This window comes from Campylobacter concisus (genome assembly GCF_003048985.1).
In the GTDB taxonomy this organism is placed as follows: domain Bacteria; phylum Campylobacterota; class Campylobacteria; order Campylobacterales; family Campylobacteraceae; genus Campylobacter_A; species Campylobacter_A concisus_AY.
The window spans coordinates 22,579-45,481 of sequence record NZ_PIRS01000006.1; the positions used below are offsets into that span (position 1 = coordinate 22,579).

At 39.9% G+C, this 22,903-nt stretch carries 22 protein-coding genes; 16 read left to right on the top strand and 6 right to left on the bottom strand.

Annotated features, from left to right (window positions below; genetic code table 11):
- Positions 1–306 precede the first annotated feature (306 nt).
- The 9 genes from CVS91_RS05110 to CVS91_RS05150 are packed head-to-tail and all read left to right on the top strand — an operon-like array spanning position 307 to position 9,691.
- Positions 307–2,250 carry an FTR1 family iron permease gene (locus CVS91_RS05110; protein ID WP_107830761.1) on the top strand — a complete coding sequence of 648 codons (1,944 nt, stop codon included), beginning with the start codon at positions 307–309 and terminating at the stop codon, positions 2,248–2,250.
- 20 nt (positions 2,251–2,270) lie between these two features.
- Positions 2,271–2,792 (top strand): iron transporter, encoded by a 522-nt coding sequence (locus CVS91_RS05115; protein WP_004317727.1) that lies wholly within the window; start codon positions 2,271–2,273, stop codon positions 2,790–2,792.
- A gap of 51 nt (positions 2,793–2,843) precedes the next feature.
- Entirely contained in the window at positions 2,844–4,223 is a 1,380-nt protein-coding gene (locus CVS91_RS05120; protein ID WP_107830763.1) for a Fe-S-containing protein, read from the top strand.
- Positions 4,220–5,512 (top strand): ABC transporter permease, encoded by a 1,293-nt coding sequence (locus CVS91_RS05125; RefSeq protein WP_103645609.1) that lies wholly within the window; start codon positions 4,220–4,222, stop codon positions 5,510–5,512. The genes CVS91_RS05120 and CVS91_RS05125 overlap by 4 nt, the downstream gene beginning before the upstream one ends.
- Complete coding sequence (locus CVS91_RS05130; protein WP_107830765.1) at positions 5,499–6,641, top strand: ABC transporter permease; 1,143 nt, start codon at positions 5,499–5,501, stop codon at positions 6,639–6,641. Before CVS91_RS05125 ends, CVS91_RS05130 begins: the two co-directional genes overlap by 14 nt.
- Position 6,642: 1 nt before the next feature.
- Positions 6,643–7,332 carry an ABC transporter ATP-binding protein gene (locus CVS91_RS05135; RefSeq protein ID WP_009294897.1) on the top strand — a complete coding sequence of 230 codons (690 nt, stop codon included), beginning with the start codon at positions 6,643–6,645 and terminating at the stop codon, positions 7,330–7,332.
- A complete protein-coding gene (locus CVS91_RS05140; RefSeq protein WP_009294896.1) occupies positions 7,322–7,816 on the top strand; it encodes a TlpA family protein disulfide reductase in 495 nt (164 codons plus the stop codon). The genes CVS91_RS05135 and CVS91_RS05140 overlap by 11 nt, the downstream gene beginning before the upstream one ends.
- A gap of 8 nt (positions 7,817–7,824) precedes the next feature.
- On the top strand, positions 7,825–8,406 hold the full coding sequence (locus CVS91_RS05145) for a hypothetical protein (RefSeq protein ID WP_107830767.1): 582 nt from the start codon (positions 7,825–7,827) through the stop codon (positions 8,404–8,406).
- 31 nt (positions 8,407–8,437) lie between these two features.
- Positions 8,438–9,691 (top strand): DUF2920 family protein, encoded by a 1,254-nt coding sequence (locus CVS91_RS05150; protein ID WP_107830769.1) that lies wholly within the window; start codon positions 8,438–8,440, stop codon positions 9,689–9,691.
- A gap of 56 nt (positions 9,692–9,747) precedes the next feature.
- Here the strand turns inward: CVS91_RS05150 and CVS91_RS05155 are convergent, their stop codons facing one another.
- From CVS91_RS05155 to der, 6 genes are all read right to left on the bottom strand, one after another.
- On the bottom strand, positions 9,748–12,114 hold the full coding sequence (locus CVS91_RS05155; RefSeq protein WP_107830771.1) for a tetratricopeptide repeat protein: 2,367 nt from the start codon (positions 12,112–12,114) through the stop codon (positions 9,748–9,750).
- Positions 12,114–13,358, bottom strand: coding sequence for a serine--tRNA ligase (serS, locus tag CVS91_RS05160; protein ID WP_004317677.1), 1,245 nt, complete (start codon positions 13,356–13,358; stop codon positions 12,114–12,116). Before serS ends, CVS91_RS05155 begins: the two co-directional genes overlap by 1 nt.
- Before the next feature lie 21 nt (positions 13,359–13,379).
- Positions 13,380–13,820: a copper resistance protein CopD gene (locus tag CVS91_RS05165; RefSeq protein ID WP_103595550.1), complete on the bottom strand. Its 441-nt coding sequence runs from the start codon at positions 13,818–13,820 to the stop codon at positions 13,380–13,382.
- Positions 13,821–13,828: 8 nt separating this feature from the next.
- Positions 13,829–14,794, bottom strand: a complete 966-nt coding sequence (gene trpS, locus CVS91_RS05170) for a tryptophan--tRNA ligase (protein WP_107830773.1) — start codon at positions 14,792–14,794, stop codon at positions 13,829–13,831.
- Positions 14,795–15,310: 516 nt separating this feature from the next.
- On the bottom strand, positions 15,311–15,832 hold the full coding sequence (locus CVS91_RS05175; RefSeq protein ID WP_107830775.1) for a shikimate kinase: 522 nt from the start codon (positions 15,830–15,832) through the stop codon (positions 15,311–15,313).
- Complete coding sequence (der, locus tag CVS91_RS05180; RefSeq protein ID WP_107830777.1) at positions 15,813–17,201, bottom strand: ribosome biogenesis GTPase Der; 1,389 nt, start codon at positions 17,199–17,201, stop codon at positions 15,813–15,815. The genes CVS91_RS05175 and der overlap by 20 nt, the downstream gene beginning before the upstream one ends.
- A gap of 152 nt (positions 17,202–17,353) precedes the next feature.
- Between der and CVS91_RS05185 the strand changes: the two genes are divergently transcribed.
- From CVS91_RS05185 to CVS91_RS05210, 7 genes are all read left to right on the top strand, one after another.
- Positions 17,354–18,244, top strand: a complete 891-nt coding sequence (locus CVS91_RS05185; protein ID WP_107830779.1) for a DMT family transporter — start codon at positions 17,354–17,356, stop codon at positions 18,242–18,244.
- Between the two features lie 10 nt (positions 18,245–18,254).
- Positions 18,255–19,055 carry a 3-deoxy-8-phosphooctulonate synthase gene (gene kdsA / locus CVS91_RS05190; RefSeq protein WP_004317708.1) on the top strand — a complete coding sequence of 267 codons (801 nt, stop codon included), beginning with the start codon at positions 18,255–18,257 and terminating at the stop codon, positions 19,053–19,055.
- 13 nt (positions 19,056–19,068) lie between these two features.
- Positions 19,069–19,428: a hypothetical protein gene (locus tag CVS91_RS05195; protein WP_199906237.1), complete on the top strand. Its 360-nt coding sequence runs from the start codon at positions 19,069–19,071 to the stop codon at positions 19,426–19,428.
- Between the two features lie 30 nt (positions 19,429–19,458).
- Entirely contained in the window at positions 19,459–19,584 is a 126-nt protein-coding gene (locus CVS91_RS10565; RefSeq protein WP_265094392.1) for a hypothetical protein, read from the top strand.
- Between the two features lie 5 nt (positions 19,585–19,589).
- Entirely contained in the window at positions 19,590–19,919 is a 330-nt protein-coding gene (locus CVS91_RS05200) for a DMT family transporter (RefSeq protein ID WP_107830781.1), read from the top strand.
- A complete protein-coding gene (locus tag CVS91_RS05205; protein ID WP_004317710.1) occupies positions 19,916–20,239 on the top strand; it encodes a DMT family transporter in 324 nt (107 codons plus the stop codon). Before CVS91_RS05200 ends, CVS91_RS05205 begins: the two co-directional genes overlap by 4 nt.
- 230 nt (positions 20,240–20,469) lie before the next feature.
- On the top strand, positions 20,470–22,902 hold the full coding sequence (locus CVS91_RS05210; RefSeq protein WP_159071397.1) for a TonB-dependent hemoglobin/transferrin/lactoferrin family receptor: 2,433 nt from the start codon (positions 20,470–20,472) through the stop codon (positions 22,900–22,902).
- Position 22,903: the final 1 nt, after the last annotated feature.

Below are 22,903 nucleotides of genomic sequence, written 5' to 3' on the forward strand. Positions count from 1 at the left end.
AGGGCGCTTGCTCTCCTTTAAATTTATAAAATTTAAATTATCTTTATGATTTTTATAATCTAAAATTTCATCAATAATTTTCTTTACCTATTAAAATTAGCAAAAATATATAACTATTTTATATCGATATGAAATTTAATTCTAATCCTCTAAATCCCTAAATTTACGTAAAGTTGATTATTAGATTGTAAAAAATATTATTTGTGCTTTCAATTTACATTCTTTTATGATAATCGTTTTTATTTTAATCAAAGTAAAGCCTTGGTAATATTTCGCTTTAAAATAATCTCACAGGTGGTTTAATTAATGAATAAATTTTTTAAATTTATACTTATCATGCTACTGCCTATCTGGCTTGTGGCAAAAAATGACGACTACGCACAAGTCGCAGCTCAGATAAAAGAGTCATTACAAAAAGTAATAACAGAGTATAGAGCTGGCAATGTCGAGCAAGCAGTTAGCGATACTCAAAATGCTTATTTTGGTCTGTTTGAAGATGTCGAAGCTGGCATCAGAATAAATTTAGGTCAGAAGAAAGCTTACTCTATGGAGAAGCAGTTTGGCGAGATCAGAAAGGCGATAAAAGCTGGCGAAGCACCAGATGACGTGCAAAAAAGAATAGATCAGATAAATAGCGAAATCGCTGAAGTTTTGCCAGTTATTTTAAATGGTCATAAGCTTGTTGGTGAATACTCAGACAGCCCAGCACAAGCTGCTGCAAGTGGCTATGACACTTCTAAATTTATCCCTGAGTGGAAGGTAGCATTTGAAAATTTATCAGCTACTTTGGATAAAGCCATAGCAAGCTACGAGAGCGATAAACAAGATGATGCTAAAAATTCTATCCAAGATGCTAAATTTAATGATTATAGAAATACTCAACTTGAAATCGCCGTTCGCCAATATATAGAAAATGGCAAAAGCATAGATGCTGACATCCAAAGAAAGATGGGTGAAGCGATCAGTGGCATCACAAATGGCATAAGCAAAGATGACTTTAAAGTAAAGCTAGAAGAGATCAAAAAGTTAGCTTATGATGCCGTCGCAAAACTTCCAGCTGAAACAGTAAAACTAGCAAAAGTTGATATGAGTAGTGCAGCATCTAGCGATAGCAGCGAAGATAGCGGCACAGACTACACTCAAACTGTTAAAAACATAAATGATAAAATTCAAGCAGCCATCGCGCTTTACAAAGGTGGCAATAGCGCTAAAGCTATGGGCGATATCCAAGATATCTACTTTGATGAGTTTGAAGGTAGCGGCATGGAGAACAAAGTAGGCGCGATAGATGTAAATTTAAAAACAGCCATCGAAGCTACATTTGGTAACCTTGTAGCCCTTATGAAATCAGGTGCAGATGAAAAAACACTTGAAGAGAGTGCAAGCAAGATGTCATCTCAGCTAGCAGCTGCACTTGAGAAAACTAGCGGTTCAAGCTCACCTTGGACGCTATTTATCTGGGCACTAACTATCATCTTAAGAGAGGGCTTTGAAGCTCTTATCATCGTTGCAGCCGTCGTTGCATATCTTGTAAAAACTGGCAATGCAAAAGCTATGGGCAAAGTCGTATATAGCTCAGTTGGCGTGGCTGTCATCTTAAGCTTTGTCATGGCTTGGATAATGAACGTCATCTTTGGCGAGGCAGCAGGTCAAAAAAGAGAGCTTATGGAAGGCATCACGATGCTTGTTGCAGTGGGACTTCTATTTTATGTTGGCTTCTGGCTTCTTTCAAATGCTGGCGCTAAAAAATGGAACGACTACATCAAATCTCACTTATCTGAGTCTATCTCAAGTGGCTCAAGCACGATGCTTTGGTGGACTGTATTTTTAGCGGTATTTAGAGAGGGCGCTGAGACAGTGCTATTTTATCAAGCGCTTATCTTTGACGCAAAAGACTCAGCTGGCTACTCAATGATCGCAGCTGGCTTTGTTGTAGGTCTTATCGTTCTTTTAATAGTCTATTTCTTATTTAAAATTTTCGCTATTAAAATTCCTATTAAGCCATTTTTTATATTTACATCAGCTATCATCTTTTACATGTCGATCGTCTTTGTTGGCAAGGGTGTTGGCGAGCTAGTTGAGGGCAAAATTTTCATCCCAACTATCATAAAAGGACTAAATTTTCCTGACTGGATGAGAGACTGGCTAGGACTTATGCCATATTACGAGAGTTTAGTACCTCAAATCATTATGGTGCTTGCCCTAATTATAGGCATCGTTATCATGAAATCAAAACAAAATAAAAACTAATCTTATTTAAAGGAGAGGATATGAATAAAATTCTTAGTTCAGCTCTAGCACTTAGCCTAGCAGCTGGTTTTGCACTTGCTGGAGAGCACCCAATCGGCGAGCCTGTAGAGGCTAATGGCATGGAGATAGCTGCTGTTTATCTTGAGCCAATCGACATGGAGCCAAAAGGTGTTGATCTAGCTCCAAGCTTAGCTGATCTTCACCTAGAAGCTGACATCCACGCTATAAAAGGCAACAAAAACGGCTTTGGCGAAGGCGAGTGGATCCCATATCTAAAGATCAACTATGAGCTAAAAAACCTTGATAATGGTAAAACTAAAAAAGGTACATTTATGCCAATGGTTGCAAGCGATGGCCCACACTACGGTGCTAACGTAAAAATGGATACAGGTGTTGGTAACTATGAGCTTAAATTCCACATCGACAATCCAGAAAAACAAGGCTTTGGTCGCCACGCTGACAAAGAGACTGGTGTTGGTAAATGGTTTGAGCCTTTCACAACAACTTATAAATTTCAATGGACAGGTGGTCCTGTTAAATAATCACTTTGGGGCGTTCTCGCCCCTTTTTAAAAATTCTCATAGGGTTTAGTTATGTCAATTTACTTCTATCAGGTCTTTTTAGCCCTCCTTGGATTTACGCTTTTTGCTGCCTTAAATAACAATGGCAAAAGTTTAAAAACGATCTTTCTACCATCATTTCTTGGCGTTGTTGCTGGTGTGCTTATCTTTAAAGCTGCTCGTCATGCGCTTGTTGATGACCAGTTTAAAATTTTCATAGATTCAGTGACACTGGTTTTTCTACTAATTAGCATTTTATGGATATTTTTCGAGCTTAAGATAGCAAAAATCGTAACATTTTTTATTTTAGGCATCGGCTTTGGCTTTGGTTATAGCTCAAGTAGTGCATTGTTCCCGCTATTTGGCGGCGAGCTGCTTGACACGCTTTCGGTCATTAGCTTCTTTTTGATGATCTTTGCGATGATCTTGATACTATTTTTATTTTTCTTCATTTCAAATTTAAAAGCTAGTATCCCATCATCACTAGCTAAAATTTTAGCTCTTATCACATTAGTCTTTTTGCTAGTTGATAGAAGCTCACAAACTGCACTTGAGCTTTTACGTGCAGGCGCTTTAAAGATAAGTAGCGAGCTAAATTCTCAAATTTTATCTATCAGCGCAAAAGGCATCTACGTCACAGAATTTAGTGCCTATTTTTACATAGCAGTGATCCTTCTTTTATGCATCATCGCGCTTTGCTTTGTGCCAAAGAGTATCGATAAGAGCACGTTTGGCTCTATCAAATACCGTTTTACAAAAGCCATTAGAGAAAATGTCTTTGACAATGCAAAATTTGCATTTTGCAGCGTTTTAATAGCGCTTGGATTTTCACTTTATTTTGATCTTTACGCATCTCGCCCACCTCAAATTTCAGAGCCAGTCTTGGTTGAGCCAGTGGGAGATAAATTTATATTTGATGTTGATATGTTAAAAGATAATGAACTTCACAGATTTGCCTACATCACAGATGAGGGCAAACAGATAAGATTTTTCTTGCTAAACCGCTTTAGCGACCGCCCATCTCCAGTCATCGTCTTTGACTCGTGCATGATATGCGGCGACATGGGCTACATAAAAAGAGGAAATGATCTTATTTGTATCTCTTGTAATGTTAGAATTTTCTTGCCATCAGTTGGCAAAGAGGGCGGTTGTAACCCGATCCCTATGGCATTTACCTTTGATGGTAAAAATATCACAGTTGATTACAAAACGATCGTCGCAGGGGCAAACTACTTTAGCAAGGTCGTCGAAAAGATGGTGCTTGACCCAGTTAGTCGCAAAAAGGTGAGCAATCTTGATTCAAGATCATATTTATACTACGGACGCACATATTTCTTTGAGAGCAACGAAACTCAGGCGAAATTTGAAGCAAATCCAGAAAAATATGTAGAAACAAATGGAACGTTAAAATGAAAAATATGCAACTAAGAATGATAAAAAGCTCGATCACTGGTTCAAAGGTGCAAAAGACGATGGCATTTATCACCATCTTGCTGGCTGCTCTTTTGATAGCTTGCATGCTAAATATCACGCTTAAAATCGGCGATCAGGTGGCAAGCGAGCTTAGAGGATATGGCTCAAATATCGTCGTTTTACCACGCGGTGAGAGCCTAAGCATCGAGATCGAGGGTAAAAATTTCACCCCACTAAAATCACAAAATTTGCTCCCAGAGGCTGATCTTTATAAGATAAAAGAGATCTTTTGGAGAAATAATATCGTTGCCTTTGCGCCGTTTCTAGAGACAAAGGTCAAAGATGAAAAAGGTAATGAATTTAGCTTTGAGGGAACATATTTTGATAAAAATATTGGTCTAAAAGATGAGCCAGAATTTAGCACAGGCGTAAAGGGCTTGTATGGGTTTTGGGGTGTTGAGGGCGTTTGGCCAAAAGATGAGAGTATGGATGAAATTTTAGTAGGAGATGAGCTTGCAAAGGCTAAAAATTTAAAAGTTGGCGACAAGCTTAGCCTTGTGGGCAAAAATGGCACAAGAGAGGTTAGCGTAGTTGGCATCTTAAAGGGTGCAGGCGACGAGACGCATAAGCTAATAGGCTCGCTCAAACTTGCTGGCGATCTATCAGGGCATCCTGGCTCATACACAAAAGCTGAAGTCTCAGCCATGACGATCCCAGAAAACGACCTATCGCTAAAGGCTAGACGAAATTTAGACAATCTTGATAGCGCAGAGTATGACAAATGGTACTGCTCGGCTTATGCGGGCTCGATCGCATTTCAGATAGAGGAGAACCTGCCAAACGTTAGCGCAAAGGCTAGCCTTCAAGTAAGTGATGCGGAGAGTAATATCGTAAAGAAAATTCAAAGCCTAATGGGTATCGTTAGTATCATCGCTCTTGTGGTTTCAGCCATCGGCATAACATCGCTAATGACAAGTGAAATTTATCGCCGTAAAAAAGAGATCGGCCTTTTAAAAGCCATAGGCGCAAGTAACTTTGAAATTTACGCTCTTTTTGCTAGCGAGAGCCTTGTGGTGGCATTTTTTGCAGGCATAACGGGAGCATTTTTAGGATATGCGCTAAGCTACGTGATGTCTTACATCATATTCTCTCACGGCATCGGTATAGCGTGGATCGTGCTGCCAATTAGCGTGGCATTTGCCTTGCTCATCTCAGTCGTTGGCTCGCTAATGCCAATGAGAAACGTCATAAATTTACTACCTGCGGAGGTGCTATATGACCGCAAATAGCAAATTCTTTTACAATATAATCTACAAAAGCCTAAAAAATGGCTCATCAAGGGTTATGGTTATCGTGATCTCGATCTTGCTTGGAGCGTGCGTGTGTGCGGCATTTGTCAATGTCTATCTGGACATCGACTCAAAGGTCTCACGCGAGCTAAAAACTTATGGTGCAAATATGATCTTTGCTCCAAAAGATATGGCGACAAGTGATGATATGAGTGAAAAAACTTATAATGAAATGATCGCTAAAGTGCCAAAAGATAAGCTTCTTGGCGAGAGCGGTTATCTCTTTGCTCAGGCAAATATCGGTCCGACAAACGCCATCGTCATGGGGACAAAATTTAGCAATCTAAAAAAGGTAAAGCCGTTTTTGGATGTTAGAGATGGAACTATGATAAATGTCGATTTTGACGATAAAAACGTGCTAATAGGCGTCGATCTTGCTCGTCAAGCTGGCTTTAAAGCAGGCGATGATATAGAAATTCGTGCCATTGGCTCAAATGAGAGCATAAATGTAAAGATAAAAGGCGTAGTGGCAAGTGGCGACAAAGAGGACGCTCTTTTGATCACGTCACTATCTTTGGCTCAAAAAATTTCAAACAAAGTTGGCAAGATAAACTATGCTGAAGCTGTTGTGCTTGGAAATTTTGACGAGATAACATCGCTTGCAAAAACTATAAGTAACGATGAAATAGTCGCAAAACCAGTGGCAAAGGTCTCAAAGTCTGAGGGCTATATCTTAGAAAAGATCAAACTTCTAATGGCGCTTGTCAGCCTTGTCATCTTGCTCATTACTTCAATGTGCGTAAATACAACGCTTAGTGCTATCTTGCTCTCTCGATCACGTGAGATCGCACTTCTTAGAGCCATAGGTGCAAGCAAAAAAGATGTATTGAGGCTATTTGGCTTTGAAACATTTGTGACAGCGCTCATCTCAGCGTTAGTTGGAGCGTTTTTAGGTTATCTACTAGCTCAAATTTTAGGTTATGCGATATTTGATTCTAGTATTGATTTTAGAATTCTAAGCATCCCAGTAGCTGTGGTCATATCACTTCTTTTTGCAGCGATCGCAGCGTTTTACCCGATTAAGCGGGCACTTAATAACAAAATGGCAGATACACTAAGAGGAGAATGATATGCAAAATGCACTAGAACTTAAAAATATTTGTAAAATTTTTGGCGATGTAAAAGCACTTGATGATATAAGTTTTGAGGTTAAAAAGGGCGAGTGGGTCAGCGTCATGGGACCAAGCGGTAGTGGTAAGAGTACTCTTGTAAATATCCTTTCTCTAATGGATACTCCAAGTAGTGGCGTTTATATGCTTGGCGGCGATGATGCGAGCAACCTAAATGCCGATGATACGCTTAAATTTAGACGTGAAAAGATCGGACTTGTCTTTCAGCAGTTTCACCTAGTGCCATATCTTAGCGCACTTGAAAACGTGATGATAGCGCAGTATTATCACAGCTCAGTTGATGAAGAGGATGCTAAAAAAGCCCTTGAGGCAGTTGGCCTCTCTCACAGGCTAACGCACAGACCAAGTCAGCTAAGTGGTGGCGAACAACAACGCCTTTGTATCGCACGCTCGCTCATAAACGACCCTGAAATTTTAATAGCAGACGAGCCAACTGGTAACCTTGATGAGGCAAATGAGAGGATCATACTTGATCTTTTTTGCAAGCTAAGAAAAGAGGGCAAGACGATACTTCTAGTCACTCACAACCCAGATCTAGGCGAGTATGGCGATAAGATCGTCTATCTAAGACACGGCAAGCTAGAGAATATCCGCACTATCGAAAATCCAAAGGTGCCAAATGCGATATAAAATTTTACTTTTGTGTCTAGTCTCAGCCCTAGTTTTGGGCTGTGTCAAGCAGTATGAGAAGCACCACATCACGCTAAATGACTCAAGTGGCATCGATACGCAGTTTTTCCCTACCGAAAAGCGCCTAAAGATCGGCGATAAGCCATATATGCTCTTTTTCTTTGGCACGGACTGCGGAGTATGCAAGGCTGCGATCCCTGATCTAAACGCACTTGAAAAAGAGTATGGCAAAGAGGTTCAGTTCATTGGCATTTTAGGGCCTAGCAAGGGCTTTGATAAGGATATCGAAATCTTAAAAGAGCACAACATTACCTTTAAAACTACAAGTGATAAGGTTTCGGTGGATTATTTCAGCAAGGCAGTTGGTGGCGTTATGGGCGTGCCAGTTATCTATTTTTTTGATAAAGATGGTAAGATGCGATCAAAATTTATCGGTCTTACACCAAAAAGTGTGCTTGAAGGTGCTATAAGATCGCTCTTATAGGAGTGAAGATGAGAAATCTCTTTTTATTTGTTCTAGCGGTGTTTTTTGTCGGATGTGCTAGCAGCACGCCAAATATATCGGTAAAAACGAGCGATCCGATATTTTTTACGCTTGGTGAAGCAAACAAAAGCGTCTATGTAAATTTTAAAAATAGTGCGACCGGACAAGATGTAAATGCTGAAATTTTAAGCGAATTTGCAAAGGCTGGCTTTAGAAATGAGCCAAATATCAAAAATGCCGACTTCATCATCCTTGGCGACGTGCAAAGCTTTTCTAGGACAACCAAAAGAGACCCTAGATTTTCAATGGGCATGGGATATGGCTTTGGCAGACCAAGTTTTGGCTTTGGTTACTCGATGTTTTTCCCATTTGGTTATGATGATTATGATGACGACTTTAGCACAAACAGCTATGCTTACTACATGCAAGTAAGCGTGTTAGTGCGCCCAAAAGATGGCGGTGAGAAAGCGACAAATATCTCGCTCATGCAAGCTGGCAATGTCTATTCGCCAAGCTATATCTGGCCATTTTTCAAAGAGCGCCTAGCAAAACAGATCGTTAGCTTTTTCTATAACGTCTCACAAAGGTAGAGAAATTTAGCGAAATTTAAAAGGAGTTAAGATGCTAGTTGATGGAAGCTACGAAATTTTATCTTGTGATGATGTGGAGCTTGGCATAAAAAGAAGCTCTGCTTTATCTTTTTATGCCTGTTATGACGATGTCAAGGAGGCAAAAGCTCTTTTAGTCATCATCTCTGGTTTTGGAGAGGACTCTGACTCTGGCTATAGAACCCATCTAATGCGAAGCATGGTGGAGTCTTATGATGTGGCATGCATTAGTGTGGATTATCACTGTATAGGCAACCGCCCACAGCTTGGGGCAAAATTTGGGCTTGATGATATAGACCGCGCGATACTAATAAGAGAATTGGCAAAGATCGGTATAACTTTACCTATTGATTTAAAAATAGTTGATAACTATGATAAAACCTGCGTTTTACTTAAAAGTCTTAACGAGGAGATCACTATTAGAAAAGAGAGCGGGGTCTTGCCAGATGATTTTATTTTAGATATCAGTATGACTATGCTGCCGACAAAAAACGAATACCAAAATTTTGGCGTTATGCAAGCAATGGACGTGCTAAATGCCGTGCTTTATACAAAAAAATATATAAATAGTGCCAAATTTGAGCATCTACCAGTGATAATGGTAGGCAGCTCACATGGTGGATACTTGGCACATATGTGCGCTAAGATAGCTCCTTGGCTAGTTGATGGGGTGATAGATAATAGCTCTTACGCTATATTTTTATGGAAACTTATTGGTTTTGGAAAGGAGATTGATTTTACTAGGTTTTTTGGCTGTGGCACTGGAAATTTATATGAAAATTTAAATCTTTACTTCTGCGATAAAACTTATTGGACTCTTAATGATAAATCACCATATTATTTTAGTGATGCAAGAGAAGAGATAAGAAATATCCTAAATTTAGATCATTTAACTGTTCAAAGCAGCTATAAAAAGCCAATTTACGTGAGCTATCACTGCATTTATGATAAAGAAGTAGCCCCCGCAAAGGATAAAACCAAGCTTTATGAGACTCTTAAGAAGCTAAAATTTGACGCAACTTTGCATATGATAAAAGATGAGAGCGAGGTTGATGGTAAATTTATAAAGTCTCTAACTCACGGCATGGGGATGTCTTATAAACTGCTTTTGCAAAGAGAGCTTCCTGGCGTTATGAAGAAAATTTTGTCTAAAAAAGATAAAAAAGATGAGATTAATGAAAAATGCATAGAGTATAAGTGTGGTGATTTGCTTTATAAATTTAGTGAAGTCTCAGACCAGATAAGGTTTGAAGTTACCAATATTTAAATTTTTAGAGCCATTTTATCTAAAGCTAGGCTTTTAAAGACCTAGCTTTAAATTTTCTAGTTATCTATCATAAAATCATAAAATTCGTTGTTATATCCGACGTTTCCTATCTTGCTATATTGTATAAGAGCTGCTTTTATGTTGTCAATTTGCTGATACATAAAGCCAAGTGCGGCTCTGTTTTCAACAGCACTTGGATCATTTAGCTTTGTAAGCTCCAAAAGTGCGATCGCATTTGTTATTTTGTTCGCTCCAGTGGCGGCCACAGAGGCCAAAAAGAGCGTGCCAGCGTCATTTATCTTAAACTCGTCTATGACCTCATTATAAAGCTTATAACTCTCATCAAAGTCATTTGTAAAGATATCCACGTAGGCTAGAGTTTGGATCAAATTTATATTTTTTGGAGCCTCTTTTAGCTCGGCTCTTAGCTTGTCTCGCTCCCTTGTTAGCAGGCCTGAGATCTGAAGCAGCTTGATGTATTGCTTTTTGATGATGTCAGCGCCGTGATAGAAGGCATTTGAGTCGAGATTTTTATCGATGAAGTAAATTTGTATCGCTTTTGCATACTCTTTGACGTTTTGATCTTTGTTTTTAGAGATGAAATTTAAGATATTTGCGATGATATCATTTGGCAAGATTCTCATAAGCTCATCAGCTTTTTTTGACATTAGTTCATCGTTGTTTGAAATTTTAGCGATGATGATATCAAAGGCTAAATTTAGCGTCGTAGGCTCTTTTGGCTCTTCAAGCCACCTTATCATCGCACTTTGGTTGCCGCTAACTAGGCTTAGAAGCGAGGCGTATAAATTTACAGGCTTTAGGCTCTTGTCGTTTTCTAAATTTTCTCCGATCTCTTCAACTAACTTTGGATTTAAATTTCTATTTATATCCATGCAGATAGCCCCAAAGATGCCCGAGAGGTGGTTATTTACATCTTGATGGTAGCTTGCTATAAAGTGCTTTGCTGCAAGGCTAAAATTTCCAAGCTGAGCGTAGCTAAGAGCTAGGTTATACTGCAAGATCGAGTGGTTTGGATAGGCTTTGGCAAGCTCTTCAAAGTCCTTGTTTGCCTCTTTTAAGCGGTAGTTAAGTGCCTTTGCGATGGCTTCGCTAAGTTTGGCATTGACCTTTGAGGCGGCGGCACTTTGGCTAAGGTAGTCATTTGCCGCTGAGGTATCGTCTAAAAAGACGCTAACTCCGCCTTTTCTTATCTGCTCGATGCTCTGTTTTGCATCAAAAACCTTGTAAGGTGCGAAGTAAAAGAGTGTCTCGTAGCGTCTTGTCCTATCAAAAAACATATCGTCGCTAAAGTGCGCCTGAGCTAGGCTAACGTCAAAAAGATCTGGCTTTAGTATCGTTTTTATCTTGTAAATTTTGCTTGGCAAAGAAGCATTGTAGTCGTAAACATCTTTGATAAATGCTGCCGCATCGCCATAATCAGCCGTTTTTAGATCGATTAACGCCTCAGTCATCTTGATAAGATCGATATTTGGCGTATTTTTAGAAGCCTTTGTTAGATAGTCCCTTGCCTTGTCGTATTTGCCAAGTCTTGCGTAGAGCTGCGCTAGCGTAAAGTCAGCCTTAAATGCCTTTTGTCCCTCAAGCTTGGCTATGGCTCTCTCGTCATCTCCAAGAAGCGATAAAATTTTAGCGCTCAAGTAGGCATACTCGCCCTTATAATCATCTGTGCTAGGATGCGAGAGCGCTTGCAGTGCCTCATAATAATTGCCTTTGTAATAATTAACCAGCGCATAGTAGTAGCTGTAAAGTGGCGAGCTGTTTTCATATTGCAAAAAGGAGTCCGCAAGCCCTATGTAGTAGTTGAAATTTTTGGTGTTATTTAGCTCAAGCGAGCAAACAGCGGCGTTTATGGCGCTAACTGCGGTGTTTTCGCGGTCGGTTATCGCTTTGTTAAACGAGATGATAGCTTCGTCGCATTTTTCTTGTTTCATCTGCGAAACGCCGAGGTTGTAGTTTGAAAGCGACTGGTTATAAACAGCTATATTTTCATAAATTTTTAATGCTTCAAATTTATTGCCACGCTCGTAAAGCTGGTTAGCCTTATTTATCATCTCATCGATCTTTGAAGCGCCAAAATTTTGCGTTTGGTAGTTGTTTTCTATATTTTTTACGATAGCTGTAGTGTCTATCTCCTCTTTTTTATCCTTTTTTAGCAAGACGATTAGCAAAACAACTATCAAGATGACAAGCACCAAAGCAGCTGCGCCGATGATGATAAAGAGCTTTTTCTTGCTCTTTTTTACAGGTATTGGCTCTGGGATGCTCTCATCTTGCAGCACGCCATCATTTGCGATGCTCTCAAGCGAGACGATCTCTTCAGGTACCTCGGCTTTTGCCTCTTCAGGCGCTTGCTCTGCTTGCTCGCCAGGTGGTTTTAGAACTACAACCTCGTCATCAGCCACTACATATACCTTTTAAGAACTTCTGGAATTTCGATAGTGCCATCAGCCTTTTGGTAGTTCTCCATTATCGCTATTAGCGTCCTGCCAACTGCCAAGCTTGAGCCATTTAGGGTATTTACAAGCATATTTTTCTTGCCATCTTTAAAGCGAATTTTCGCTCTTCTTGCTTGAAAATCACGAGTATTAGAGATAGAGCTTATCTCGCGGTATTTGCCTTGACCTGGTAGCCAAACCTCAAGATCTACTGTCTTTGCCGCGCTAAAGCCTAGATCGCCGCTGCAAAGAAGCATGTGGCGGTGAGGCAAACCAAGGCTAGTTAGCAAGTCGCTCGCGCAAGATATCATCTCAGCAAGCACGCCCTCGCTTTGATCAGGCTTTGTGATGCTTACAAGCTCGACCTTTTCAAACTGGTGCTGGCGGATCATGCCCCTTGTGTCACGTCCTGCTGAGCCTGCCTCTTGGCGGAAGCATGCTGAGTAGCATGTCATTTTTATAGGTAGCTGCTCGGCTTCAATGATGGTGTCATTGTATAAATTTGTCACAGGCACTTCGCTAGTTGGGATGAGGTAGAGATCCTCGTCGCGCACTTTGTAAAGATCCTCTTCAAATTTAGGCAGCTGACCTGTGCCAAAAAGTGTGTTTGAGCTTACTAGATAAGGGACATTTACAAGCTCAAAGCCTCGCGCGCTGTTAAAGTCGATCATGTAATTAACAAGCGCTCTACTAAGCCTTGCTCCCATGCCACGAAGCACGGTAAAGCGCGATCCTGAGAGCTTTGCACCCCTTTCAAAGTCAAGCCAGCCAAGGCTCTCACCTAGCTCCCAGTGCTCCTTTGGCGTAAAGTCAAATTTAGTTGGCTCAAGCACCGTTTTTATGCAGACATTATCGTCCTCGTCCTTGCCAAATGGCACGTCATCGTCGGTGATATTTGGCACGCTAAATGAAATTTGCTCAAGCTTTTCTTCGTATTGTTTAACGATCTCATCAGCGTCAGCAAGGGCAGCTTTGTTTAAATTTAGCTCACTTTTAAGCTCGCTCACATCTTCGCCAGCTCTTGCTTTTACGCCAAGCTCCTTGCTCTTTGCGTTTTGGATCGCTTGGAAATTTTCAAGCGCTTTGCGCTTTTGCTTTAGCTCGTTAAAAGTGTGTAAAAGCTCGTCTAGCAAGCTAGCTTTAACGTTTTTACCCTCTAGTTTTTTTACGAATTCATCGTAGTTTGTCTCAAGTAGTTTTAAATTTATCATTATCTTCTCCTTATCCTATCCTTAAACCATAAACATAACTTTTGCAAGCAATACGATCGCCACCGCAAGCGTAAGTGCGATAGGGTGGATGTTGCCAAGTGGGCTAGGGCGCTTAAATATAAATTTGCAGCTTAAATTTACTATCACCGCAGCCACGATCACCATCGCTAAGCAAAATTTGATCATAAAAGCGATCTGTAAATTTGTCTCAAAGTAGCCTCCAGCCTTGCTGCCGACCCAGTTACTCATCATCATACCACCAGTTAAAACTAAAAGTAGCACGCAAATAGGCATGATCTTAACAGCTACTGAGCCGATGGCTTGCTTTGCCTTTTGCGCAAGCTCTGGTGGTAGCTTTTTGCTCGCCGCTCTTAATATGATCACATCAAAAAATAGATAACCAACAAAAATGATCGCACAAAAAAGGTGAATTATCTGTGCGTATGGGTATAAATTTTGCATATTTTTCCTTATCTGTAAATTCCAACTGCTTCACGCACTTTTTTTATCGTTTCGTGAGCTACATTTTGAGCTTTTTTAGCGCCTAGATCTAAAATTTTAGCCACCTCGTCAGGATTATTTTGATAGTGCTCAAATTTCTCTCTTGCCTCTTTGAAATAGTCCCAAACAAGCTCATTTAGATAGGCTTTAAAGTGTCCGTGACCTTCTCCTCCACGCTCATATCTAGCCTGCAAGTCGCGCTGTCCGTTCTCGTCTAAAAAAAGCTTTGCGATGTTATAGACGTTGCAGTTTTGCCACTGCTTTGGCTCTTCAAGCGGCGTGCCATCAGTCACGATACTTGAAATTTGCTTTTTAAGCGTCTTGGCGTCCGCGAAGATATCGATCGTGTTGCCGTAGCTTTTGCTCATTTTTTCGCCGTTTGTGCCAGGCACGGTAGCGACGTTTTCATCGATCTTTGCTTCAGGCAGAGTGAAAATCTCGCCATGTTCGTTGTTAAATTTGATCGCAATATCACGCGCGATCTCTACGTGCTGGATCTGGTCTTTGCCCACAGGCACGACTTGCGCGTTATAAAGCAAGATATCAGCCGCCATCAAAACCGGATAGCTAAAGAGCCCGTGGTGCGAGCTAAGGCCTTTTGCGACCTTGTCTTTGTAGCTGTGTGCGCGCTCAAGTAGCCCCATAGGCGTGTGCTGGCTTAGCACCCAGTAAAGCTCAAGCACGTCTTTAACGTCACTTTGCACCCAGAAAATGCTCTTGTTTGGATCAATCCCAAGCGCCAAAAAAGCACACGCAGCGTCAAATGTGTTTTGCTTTAGCGCTTTGCCGTCGTTAAGGCTGGTCATCGCATGGTAGTTTGCTATAAACATAAACATCTCATTTTTTTCTTGCATATCAACCATCTGCTTTATCGAGGCAAAATAGTTGCCAAGGTGTAGTTTGCCGGAGGGTTGGAGGCCAGTTAATACTCTCATCTTATCCTTTCAAATTTTGGCTTTTTTCTCGCGAGCGCTTTTGATAGAGATTTGAAATTTTAAGCTTTCGGCAGACTATGTGTCTAGCCTCGGCTTAAAATTTCTACACAACTATCAAAATCCTCTCACGATACTTCGCCAAAATGCTTTTTAAATTTTTAACATCAGGGTAGATATTTTTATCTAGTCTAATCTTAAAATTTAGCTTGCTAGCCCTCACTTAAAAACAAAATTTCGCCTCGCCTAAACAAAAAACTCTTCGCCAAAGCTTTTAAATTTTAGCATCACGTTAGACTTTATGTATCTAACTTGATCTTAAAATTTAGCTTGGCATTATGTGTCTAGCCTCGGCTTAAAATTTCTACACAACTCTCGTCGCTTTAGCGTTGCGAACAAGTGAAGCAAAAATTTATCTCAAAATTTCGCTCAAACATCACAAATTCCAACACCACGCCAGACAGCCATCTAGCTTGATCTTGAAATTTATCGTTGCAAGCAGCTTGCACCACTTTGCAACTAAACTTTTAAAAGTATCCTTATCTCTTTTACGATCTGCTTTGGAGTTTTGCCCTCCACTTCAACGATATAATCAGCCTTTTTCTCATATAGCTTCTCTCGCTCCAGATGCAGCGCCTCAGCCTTTTTTAGGTCGCTTAAAAGTGGGCGTTTGGCGAGTTTTTTCTCGCTATTTTTGCTATTTTTTAGCCTCTGCATGATCGCATCAAAGCTTGCTTTTAGATAGATCACGGTGCCTATTTTGTTTAAATTTTTAACTTTCGCAAAGCCTCCACCTGTTGAGATGATCGCATTTTTGACATTTGTGGCTAGAAATTTGGCAAGGTCTTTTTCAAGCTGCCTAAAATATTCTTCGCCAAATTCATCAAAGATGGCCTTTATCTTCATATTTTGTGAGCTCTCTAGCAAGTCGTCGCAGTCAAGGTTTATCGTCTTTAGCGCCTTGCTTAGCGCCCTTGCAGTGGTGCCCTTGCCAACGCCCATAAACCCTATCAAAACGATATTATTGTTCTTTGTCTTCATCACTCTCTCCACGTTTTTTAGGGATCAGCACGATAGGCACGCCAGCTAGACTAAAGCTCTCTCTAAGCTTGTTTGTAAGATAGCGTTTGTAGCTAAAGTGCAGGCATTTTGGGCGGTTCATTATGAGCGCTATCATGATAGGTGCGGTTTTAAACTGCACTGCGTAGTAGATTTTCACGACTCTGCCTTTATCTCGTGGCAGTGGATGCGCCTTGGTCGCTTCGCCGATCACTTCATTTAGCTTTGAAGTTTGGATTTTTTGGGTGTAGTTTTTGTAAATTTCAACTATGAGTGGGTAAATTTTATGCACTCTTTTGCCGCCAAGTGCTGAGACGCTGATGATGGGTGCATATGAGAGAAATTTAAACCTATCTTTTATCTCTTTGCAAAGCTCGTCAAATTCTTCGCTGCTTTTGTCCCATTTGTTTAGCACGATGATGACGCCAAGCTCAAATTTTGAGGCGACACCAGCGATACGCTCATCAAGCTCGGTTAGTGGCTCAGAGCTATCAAGCACAAGTAGCGCCACGTCCGTCTCTTCTAAAATTTTCTCAGTTCTATTTAGCGCGTATCTTTCGATACCCTCGATCTTGCCGCGCTTTCTGATACCAGCGGTATCTACAAACTCAAAAACCCTTCCATCATGCTCGTAAATTTCATTGACTGGGTCGATCGTAGTGCCTGCCACGTCGCTAACAACGGCACGGCTCTCTTTTACAAGGGCGTTTAGAAGTGAGCTTTTGCCGACATTTACGCGGCCTATGATGCCAACTCTTATGTTTTTACTCTCATAGTCTATCTCGTCGCTTAACTCGCCCTCGTCGTTATAGTTTTCTAAAAAATCATCAAAATCATCGCTCGTATCGGCCTTTATCTGCACTTTATCTTCTAAGTGTTTTGCCAGCCAGATGCTAAGCTCATCAACGCCAGTGTTATGGCTTACTGAAATTCCAAATGAGTTTTTTGCGCCAAAACTTACAAATTCCCACTCTCTTTGCTCGTCTTTTTTGCTGTCGATTTTGTTGATGACTAGAGCGATTGGTAAATTTAGCTTGCTAAGCTCGTAAAAAATGGCTCTATCTTCGTCATCTGGCATCATTTTGCCATCGACCATGTATAGGATAACGTCTGAGTTTTTAGCCTCTGCCAAGGTCTTTGCTTTTACGTTTTTAAAAAGCTCGCTGCTATCATCAAGCCCGCCGCTGTCGATTAATATACACTCTTTGCCCTCAACTTCGATCTTAGCTTTATTTGTATCTCTTGTAGTGCCGCTAACGTCGCTTGTTATGGCGATGCGTCTTCTTGCTAAGCGGTTAAAAAGTGAGCTTTTGCCGACATTTGGCTTGCCTACTAATATTACTTTTTGCAAATTTTGTCCTTTTTATGATGGCTGATTATACAAATTTTTCTCTTATATAAAGTATAAAATTACGCTTAAAAGCGCCGAAATAAAAGAAAAAATCAACCAAAATTTAAGCCATTTTTTATTAAAATGAGTGCTTTAAATTTAGAGGTTTTGCAATGTTAAAAAGGTTTTATATTTCACATCTTGGCATTTTTTATATGCTCTTTGCTTGCTTTATGTTTGCCGTGACTGGCGCATTTGCAAAGTATCTGAGCAAAGATATGCCTTCTATCGAAGTTGTTTTTTTTAGAAATTTGATCGGACTTTTCATCGTCATCTACGCCATCTATAAATTTCCATTTAAACAAACTGGCGGGCACTTTTTCTTGCTGATGTTTCGCGGTTTTGTGGGCACGGTGGCGCTTTTTGCCTTTTTTTACAACGTCGCGCACGTAAATTTAGCCACAGCCTTTACATTTCAAAAGACAAACCCGATATTTACAGCCATTCTCGCAGCTATCGTGTTTAAGGAGCGGCTAAGCTCGCTTGGCTGGTTTGCGGTTTTTTTAGGATTTGGTGGAATTTTGCTTGTTATCCAGCCAAATTTAGGTATCAATAAAACCGATATCATCGGCATTTGGAGCGGCCTTGGAGCGGCTATTGCCTACACGAGTGTCAAGGAGCTAAACAAGAGCTACGGCACAAACGTGATCGTGCTAAGCTTTATGCTTTGGGGCTCGTTTTTGCCGCTTATTTGCATGGGACTTGCGGAGTTTTTTACATACGAGCCGCTTGATTTTTTATTTTCTAAATTTACCATGCCAAACTGGCACAATGTCGTTTTTATCTTGCTAATGGGGCTTAGTGGCTACTATTTTCAGGTGTTTATGACAAAGGCATTTGCGGTTGGCAAAAAAGCTGGCGTGATCGCTGCTGTTAGCTATGCAGACGTCATTTTTACGCTTATAATTGGCTATTTTATGGGCGATGCGTTGCCAAATCACTTGGCGCTTTTAGGCATCTTGCTAGTAGTGGTGAGTGGAATTTTAGTTGTTAAAGAAAAATAAAGGAGAAAAAATGATCTTAATCGCTGGACCTTGCGTGATAGAGAGCAAGGAACTTGTTTTTGAAGTGGCAAAAAGGCTAGTTAAATTTAATGAAAATCCAAAGCTTGATTTTTACTTTAAGTCGAGCTTTGACAAGGCAAATCGCACGAGCATTAGCTCGTTTCGTGGCCCTGGGTTAGAGAAGGGTTGTGAAATTTTAGCTGAGGTGAAAAAAGAATTTGGCTTTAAAATTTTAACCGATATCCACGAGAGCTATCAAGCTCAGCCAGTTGGCGAAGTGGCTGATGTGCTGCAGATCCCTGCATTTTTGTGCCGTCAAACTGATTTGCTCGTGGCAGCTGCAAAGACAAAAGCGGTCGTAAATATCAAAAAAGGGCAGTTCTTAGCAGCTTCAGCTATGAAGCACTCTGTTAAAAAGGTGCTTGAGACAAGAGGTGTGAGTGGCGATGGATACGAGGTCGCAAAGGCAAATGGCGTCTGGCTAACCGAGCGTGGAAGCACCTTTGGATATGGAAATTTAGTCGTTGATATGAGAAATTTAGTGATGATGAGAGAATTTGCGCCAGTCATCTTTGACGCGACCCACAGCGTGCAGATGCCAAGCGCACTTGGCGAAAAAAGCGGCGGTGACGCTAGGTTTGTGCCATATCTTGCAAGAGCAGCAGCTAGCGTTGGGGTGGATGGATTTTTCTATGAGACGCACATAAACCCTTGCGAAGCGCTATGTGACGGACCAAATATGCTAAATTTAGACGAGCTTGAAAAGGTCGTAAATGACACGCTAAAGATAGAGGAAATTTTAAATTTTTAAACTAAGGAGAGAGATGAAAAGGATTTTAGCGCTACTTTTAGGAGTGTTGTTTTTAGTAGGTTGTGGCTCATCTCAGCCAAAGGTGCCACTTGCTGGTAAGTATAAATTTGAGAGCATTAGCTACACTCATGTGCAGCGCCACGAACCAAAGAAATTTAGCTATCAGAGCAAAGAAGCGGTTGAACAAAAATACAATGAGCAAATTTTAGAGGGGCTTACTAAAGCAAATTTGCTTGACCAAAATTCAAGTGATGAGCTAAAGATAAAGATAATTCACCACAGAGCATTTGTAGGCGAAGCGACATTTATTAAAACTGATAGAGTAGGCGGTATCTTTCTTATACTTAGCATAGAAGTTTTAAAAAATGGCTAGGTTTTAAGAAGCTACCATACAGATGAGTTGATGTATGACCCAGGTTTTTTTGGCAATCTAAAAACGATAGCTGGACAAAATACAGATGATAGTTTAGAAAACGATGCGATAAAAGCAATGGTGAAAAAAATTTTAGAGATAGTGAAAGGGTTTTAGGTAGTTTGTCAAATAGAGGCTTTTTGTGGATATTTTTGGGTGCGGTGGCCGAGTGTGGCTGGGCGTATGGGCTAAAGCACGCGTCAAATTTAAGTGAATTTTTGCTTACGACGCTGCTTGTTAGCATAAGTTTTGTCTCGTTTATGAAGGCTTTAAAATATCTGCCCATAAGCATCTCTTATGCTGTATTTGTGGGCTTTGGGACGGTTTTTATCGTCATAGCCGAGATCGTTAGCGACTACGCAGCAAGTGGAATCATGCCAAATTTCATTAGGCTATTTTTCATAGCGACGCTCATTTTAGGCGTGCTTGGGCTAAAAGGCATAAAAGAATGATCCACTTTTTAGCGCTTTTACTAGCTGGATGTTGCGAGGTCTCAGGCGTCTTTTTTATCACGAAATTTTCAAAAAGCACAGGCGTAAAAAAGTGGGCAAATTTCATCCTTTTGCTTGGAAATTTCGCCCTTTCTCTAACGCTACTTAGCTATGCGATGCAAACTATCGCTATGTCGGTGGCGTATGCGATCTGGACAGGCATCGGAGCGATCGGAGCAGTAGTGGTGGGCGTAGTTTTTGAAGGTGAGAAGATAAATTTTAAAAAAGCCTTGTTTTTAGCGCTCATCATCTTTAGCGTCATCATGCTAAAGATAGTTTAGGAAGCAAATTTGGAAATAGTTATAATGAGTTAAATTTAAATATATTTTTAAAAACAGATAATTTCAAATTTATACACTTATATACTCTAATAATAATATTTAAACTCATTTTCTAAGATACTAGTCATTATAAATATTATTTTTTACAAAATATTGATTTTTAAATTCAAAATAAATTTATATAAATAACACTACACTTTCAAGTTATTTTTCAAATTTAAGGAGACATTGTGCAAATTTGTAGAATTTTGTTTATCTCTGGTGTGGCGTCCAGCTTTGTCTTTTCATCACAAGATGTGCTACTAGAAGGTGTTGTAGTAAGTGCTAGTGGTATCTCAGCAAAAAAGACAGAGCTTAGTAAAAGCGAGCTAAAAAAAGGTCAAATTTTCTCCGAGCGAGATCTTGTGCGAAACGAAACAGGTGTAACTGTCACAGAAGGCGGTAGAAGTGGAAATAATGGGTATGCGATACGAGGTGTAGATAGTGATAGAGTTTCTTTAAAGATAGACGGAATGGAAGCTGTTGAGAGCTTTATGCCTCGTTCTTACAATATTTTAGGGATATTAAATGGCAATCGAAACAGCACCGAGCTTGAAAACATAAGCAACGTAGAGTTTGTAAAAGGTGCAAATTCATTAAACAAAGGTAGCGGTGCGATCGGTGGTAGCGTTAGCATGCAGACAAAAAATGTTGATGATTTTGTAAGGGATGGGCAAAATGTTGGCTTTTATAGCAAAAGCGCATACGCATCAAAAAATAGTGAATTTAGGCAAGTTGCAGGTGCAGGTGTAAAAGTAGGCGGTATCGAAGCACTATTTCAGCATACGTATAAGCGTGGCAAACAGACAAAGAATTTTTACAGCGGTAAGCTAAATGATGTGCCATTTTGTGGAATGGGGACTAGTATAGAGGATTCGTATTTGGCAGATAAATACCCAGAGCTTTGCTCCTTTGGTAGAATTTTGCCCGATGATGTGAGATTTCGCACGCACTCAAATTTGATGAAATTTGGCTATAGGTTTGATTCGCATTTTATAAACACTTCTTATGAAGACTTTAGGCAAAACTATTTTACGGAAGAGAAGAGTAATAGCACCGCAACACTTAATAGAAAGCAAATAAGAGATAGCATCCCCTACAAAAGATATGGAATTTACTACGAGTTTGTACCAGACCATGATGCTTTACTAAGTAATTTAAAGGTAAGCTTTTATAAACAAAGAGTGCAGCAGAGGTCAAATTTCACAAGATATCATGCAAACTATCCAAACGACATGCAATACAACTCGAGTTTTGATCAAAAAGATAGCTATGAATTTTTTCAAGACAAAAAACAGTTCGATATAAGCGGCATGAGTGGCGACATTAATGCAGGTAAATTTTCTCACATATTGAGTTTTGGTCTTGGCAGACACATCTCTACCTTTAAAAATAGAAATTTACAACTTAGACAAAGTTTTAATACAAAATGGGGCGGTAGCGGTTTTATTGTAGATCCAGCAAATCCTTTCAAGCCTGTTAAAGCAACGGACGTAACCTTTGCTCAGCCAGTAAAAAGCTCTCTTGAATATGTTTTTCTGGGAGATGATATGAGCTTAAATGAGGCCTTAAACCTAAACTATAGAGTTAGGCTTGATAGATATGTATATAAACCAGAGCAAGCATCTGTTGCCTCTGGCGCAGGATATAAAATGGTCACTACACCAGAGCTACAAAAAAGTAAATTTAAAGCTGTTACCTACAATGCAGGAGCCCAGTATGATATAAATAACAATGTGAGTGTTAGCTACGCATTTAGTACTGGTTTTCGTGCGCCAAGAGTGGAGGAGATGTATTTTGATACACCAAGGGATAGTACAAGATATGTTAGAAATTTAGAGCTAAAACCAGAAAAAGCCTTTAATCATGAGATAAGTTTATTGTCATCAGGTCAGAGTTATGCGCTTGCTCTTAGTGCTTTTTATTCTAAATATAGAGATTTTATTGATAGTGATTATGAGGTTGGTATTGATGAGATAGAAGAACTTGACTTTGCGACATTTGATTTTGTAAAAAAATACATCAAAAAAAGTCTCGACTTTAAGCATGTAAATGTCGGTAGGGCAACCGTCAAAGGTTTGGAACTAAATTCGCGTGTAAATGGTGATGTGCTAAATTTAAATGAAAATTTATACGCAAGCTTAAAAGCGACCTATGCACGTGGCAAAAAAAATGATGGGACTTCACTTATGGCTATTCAGCCATTTACTGCAGTAGCTGGACTTGGGTATAGTGATAAAAAATTTGATCTCTTACTAACTAGTAAATTTGTAGCAGCCAAAAAAGCAAAAGATGCGGTTTCAAAAATACCGCCAAATTTTTCTCAAATAACTGTTGATAGAGATACAGGTAAAGTAACTGGCACAACAAAGCCAGAAGCACATAAATTTCTAAGTAAAAGCTATTTTGTTTTTGACTTAACTATGGGTTATAAGATCAGTAAAAATTTCAGCATCAATGCAGGGGTGTTTAATATTTTTAATAAAGAGTATTCTACTTGGGAAAATTTAAGACAGCTTAGATATAACGGCAACCAAAGTTATGTTAAATTTGATGGTACTGGACTTGAGCGATATACTGCTCCTGGTAGAAATTTTAGCGTTTCTTTTGAGATTAGATATTAGC

Bases quoted from the DNA above. Each gene is read 5' to 3' on its own strand.
- CVS91_RS05130 (WP_107830765.1), top strand. From the start codon at position 5,499: ATGACCGCAAATAGCAAATTCTTTTACAATATAATCTACAAAAGCCTA.
- CVS91_RS05195 (WP_199906237.1), top strand. From the start codon at position 19,069: ATGAAAAGGATTTTAGCGCTACTTTTAGGAGTGTTGTTTTTAGTAGGT.
- kdsA (WP_004317708.1), top strand. From the start codon at position 18,255: ATGATCTTAATCGCTGGACCTTGCGTGATAGAGAGCAAGGAACTTGTT.
- CVS91_RS05115 (WP_004317727.1), top strand. From the start codon at position 2,271: ATGAATAAAATTCTTAGTTCAGCTCTAGCACTTAGCCTAGCAGCTGGT.
- CVS91_RS05145 (WP_107830767.1), top strand. From the start codon at position 7,825: ATGAGAAATCTCTTTTTATTTGTTCTAGCGGTGTTTTTTGTCGGATGT.
- CVS91_RS05150 (WP_107830769.1), top strand. From the start codon at position 8,438: ATGCTAGTTGATGGAAGCTACGAAATTTTATCTTGTGATGATGTGGAG.
- CVS91_RS05165 (WP_103595550.1), bottom strand. From the start codon at position 13,820: ATGCAAAATTTATACCCATACGCACAGATAATTCACCTTTTTTGTGCG.
- CVS91_RS05120 (WP_107830763.1), top strand. From the start codon at position 2,844: ATGTCAATTTACTTCTATCAGGTCTTTTTAGCCCTCCTTGGATTTACG.
- CVS91_RS05185 (WP_107830779.1), top strand. From the start codon at position 17,354: ATGTTAAAAAGGTTTTATATTTCACATCTTGGCATTTTTTATATGCTC.
- trpS (WP_107830773.1), bottom strand. From the start codon at position 14,794: ATGAGAGTATTAACTGGCCTCCAACCCTCCGGCAAACTACACCTTGGC.
- serS (WP_004317677.1), bottom strand. From the start codon at position 13,358: ATGATAAATTTAAAACTACTTGAGACAAACTACGATGAATTCGTAAAA.
- CVS91_RS10565 (WP_265094392.1), top strand. From the start codon at position 19,459: ATGTATGACCCAGGTTTTTTTGGCAATCTAAAAACGATAGCTGGACAA.
- CVS91_RS05125 (WP_103645609.1), top strand. From the start codon at position 4,220: ATGAAAAATATGCAACTAAGAATGATAAAAAGCTCGATCACTGGTTCA.
- CVS91_RS05140 (WP_009294896.1), top strand. From the start codon at position 7,322: ATGCGATATAAAATTTTACTTTTGTGTCTAGTCTCAGCCCTAGTTTTG.
- CVS91_RS05175 (WP_107830775.1), bottom strand. From the start codon at position 15,832: ATGAAGACAAAGAACAATAATATCGTTTTGATAGGGTTTATGGGCGTT.
- CVS91_RS05135 (WP_009294897.1), top strand. From the start codon at position 6,643: ATGCAAAATGCACTAGAACTTAAAAATATTTGTAAAATTTTTGGCGAT.
- CVS91_RS05205 (WP_004317710.1), top strand. From the start codon at position 19,916: ATGATCCACTTTTTAGCGCTTTTACTAGCTGGATGTTGCGAGGTCTCA.
- CVS91_RS05110 (WP_107830761.1), top strand. From the start codon at position 307: ATGAATAAATTTTTTAAATTTATACTTATCATGCTACTGCCTATCTGG.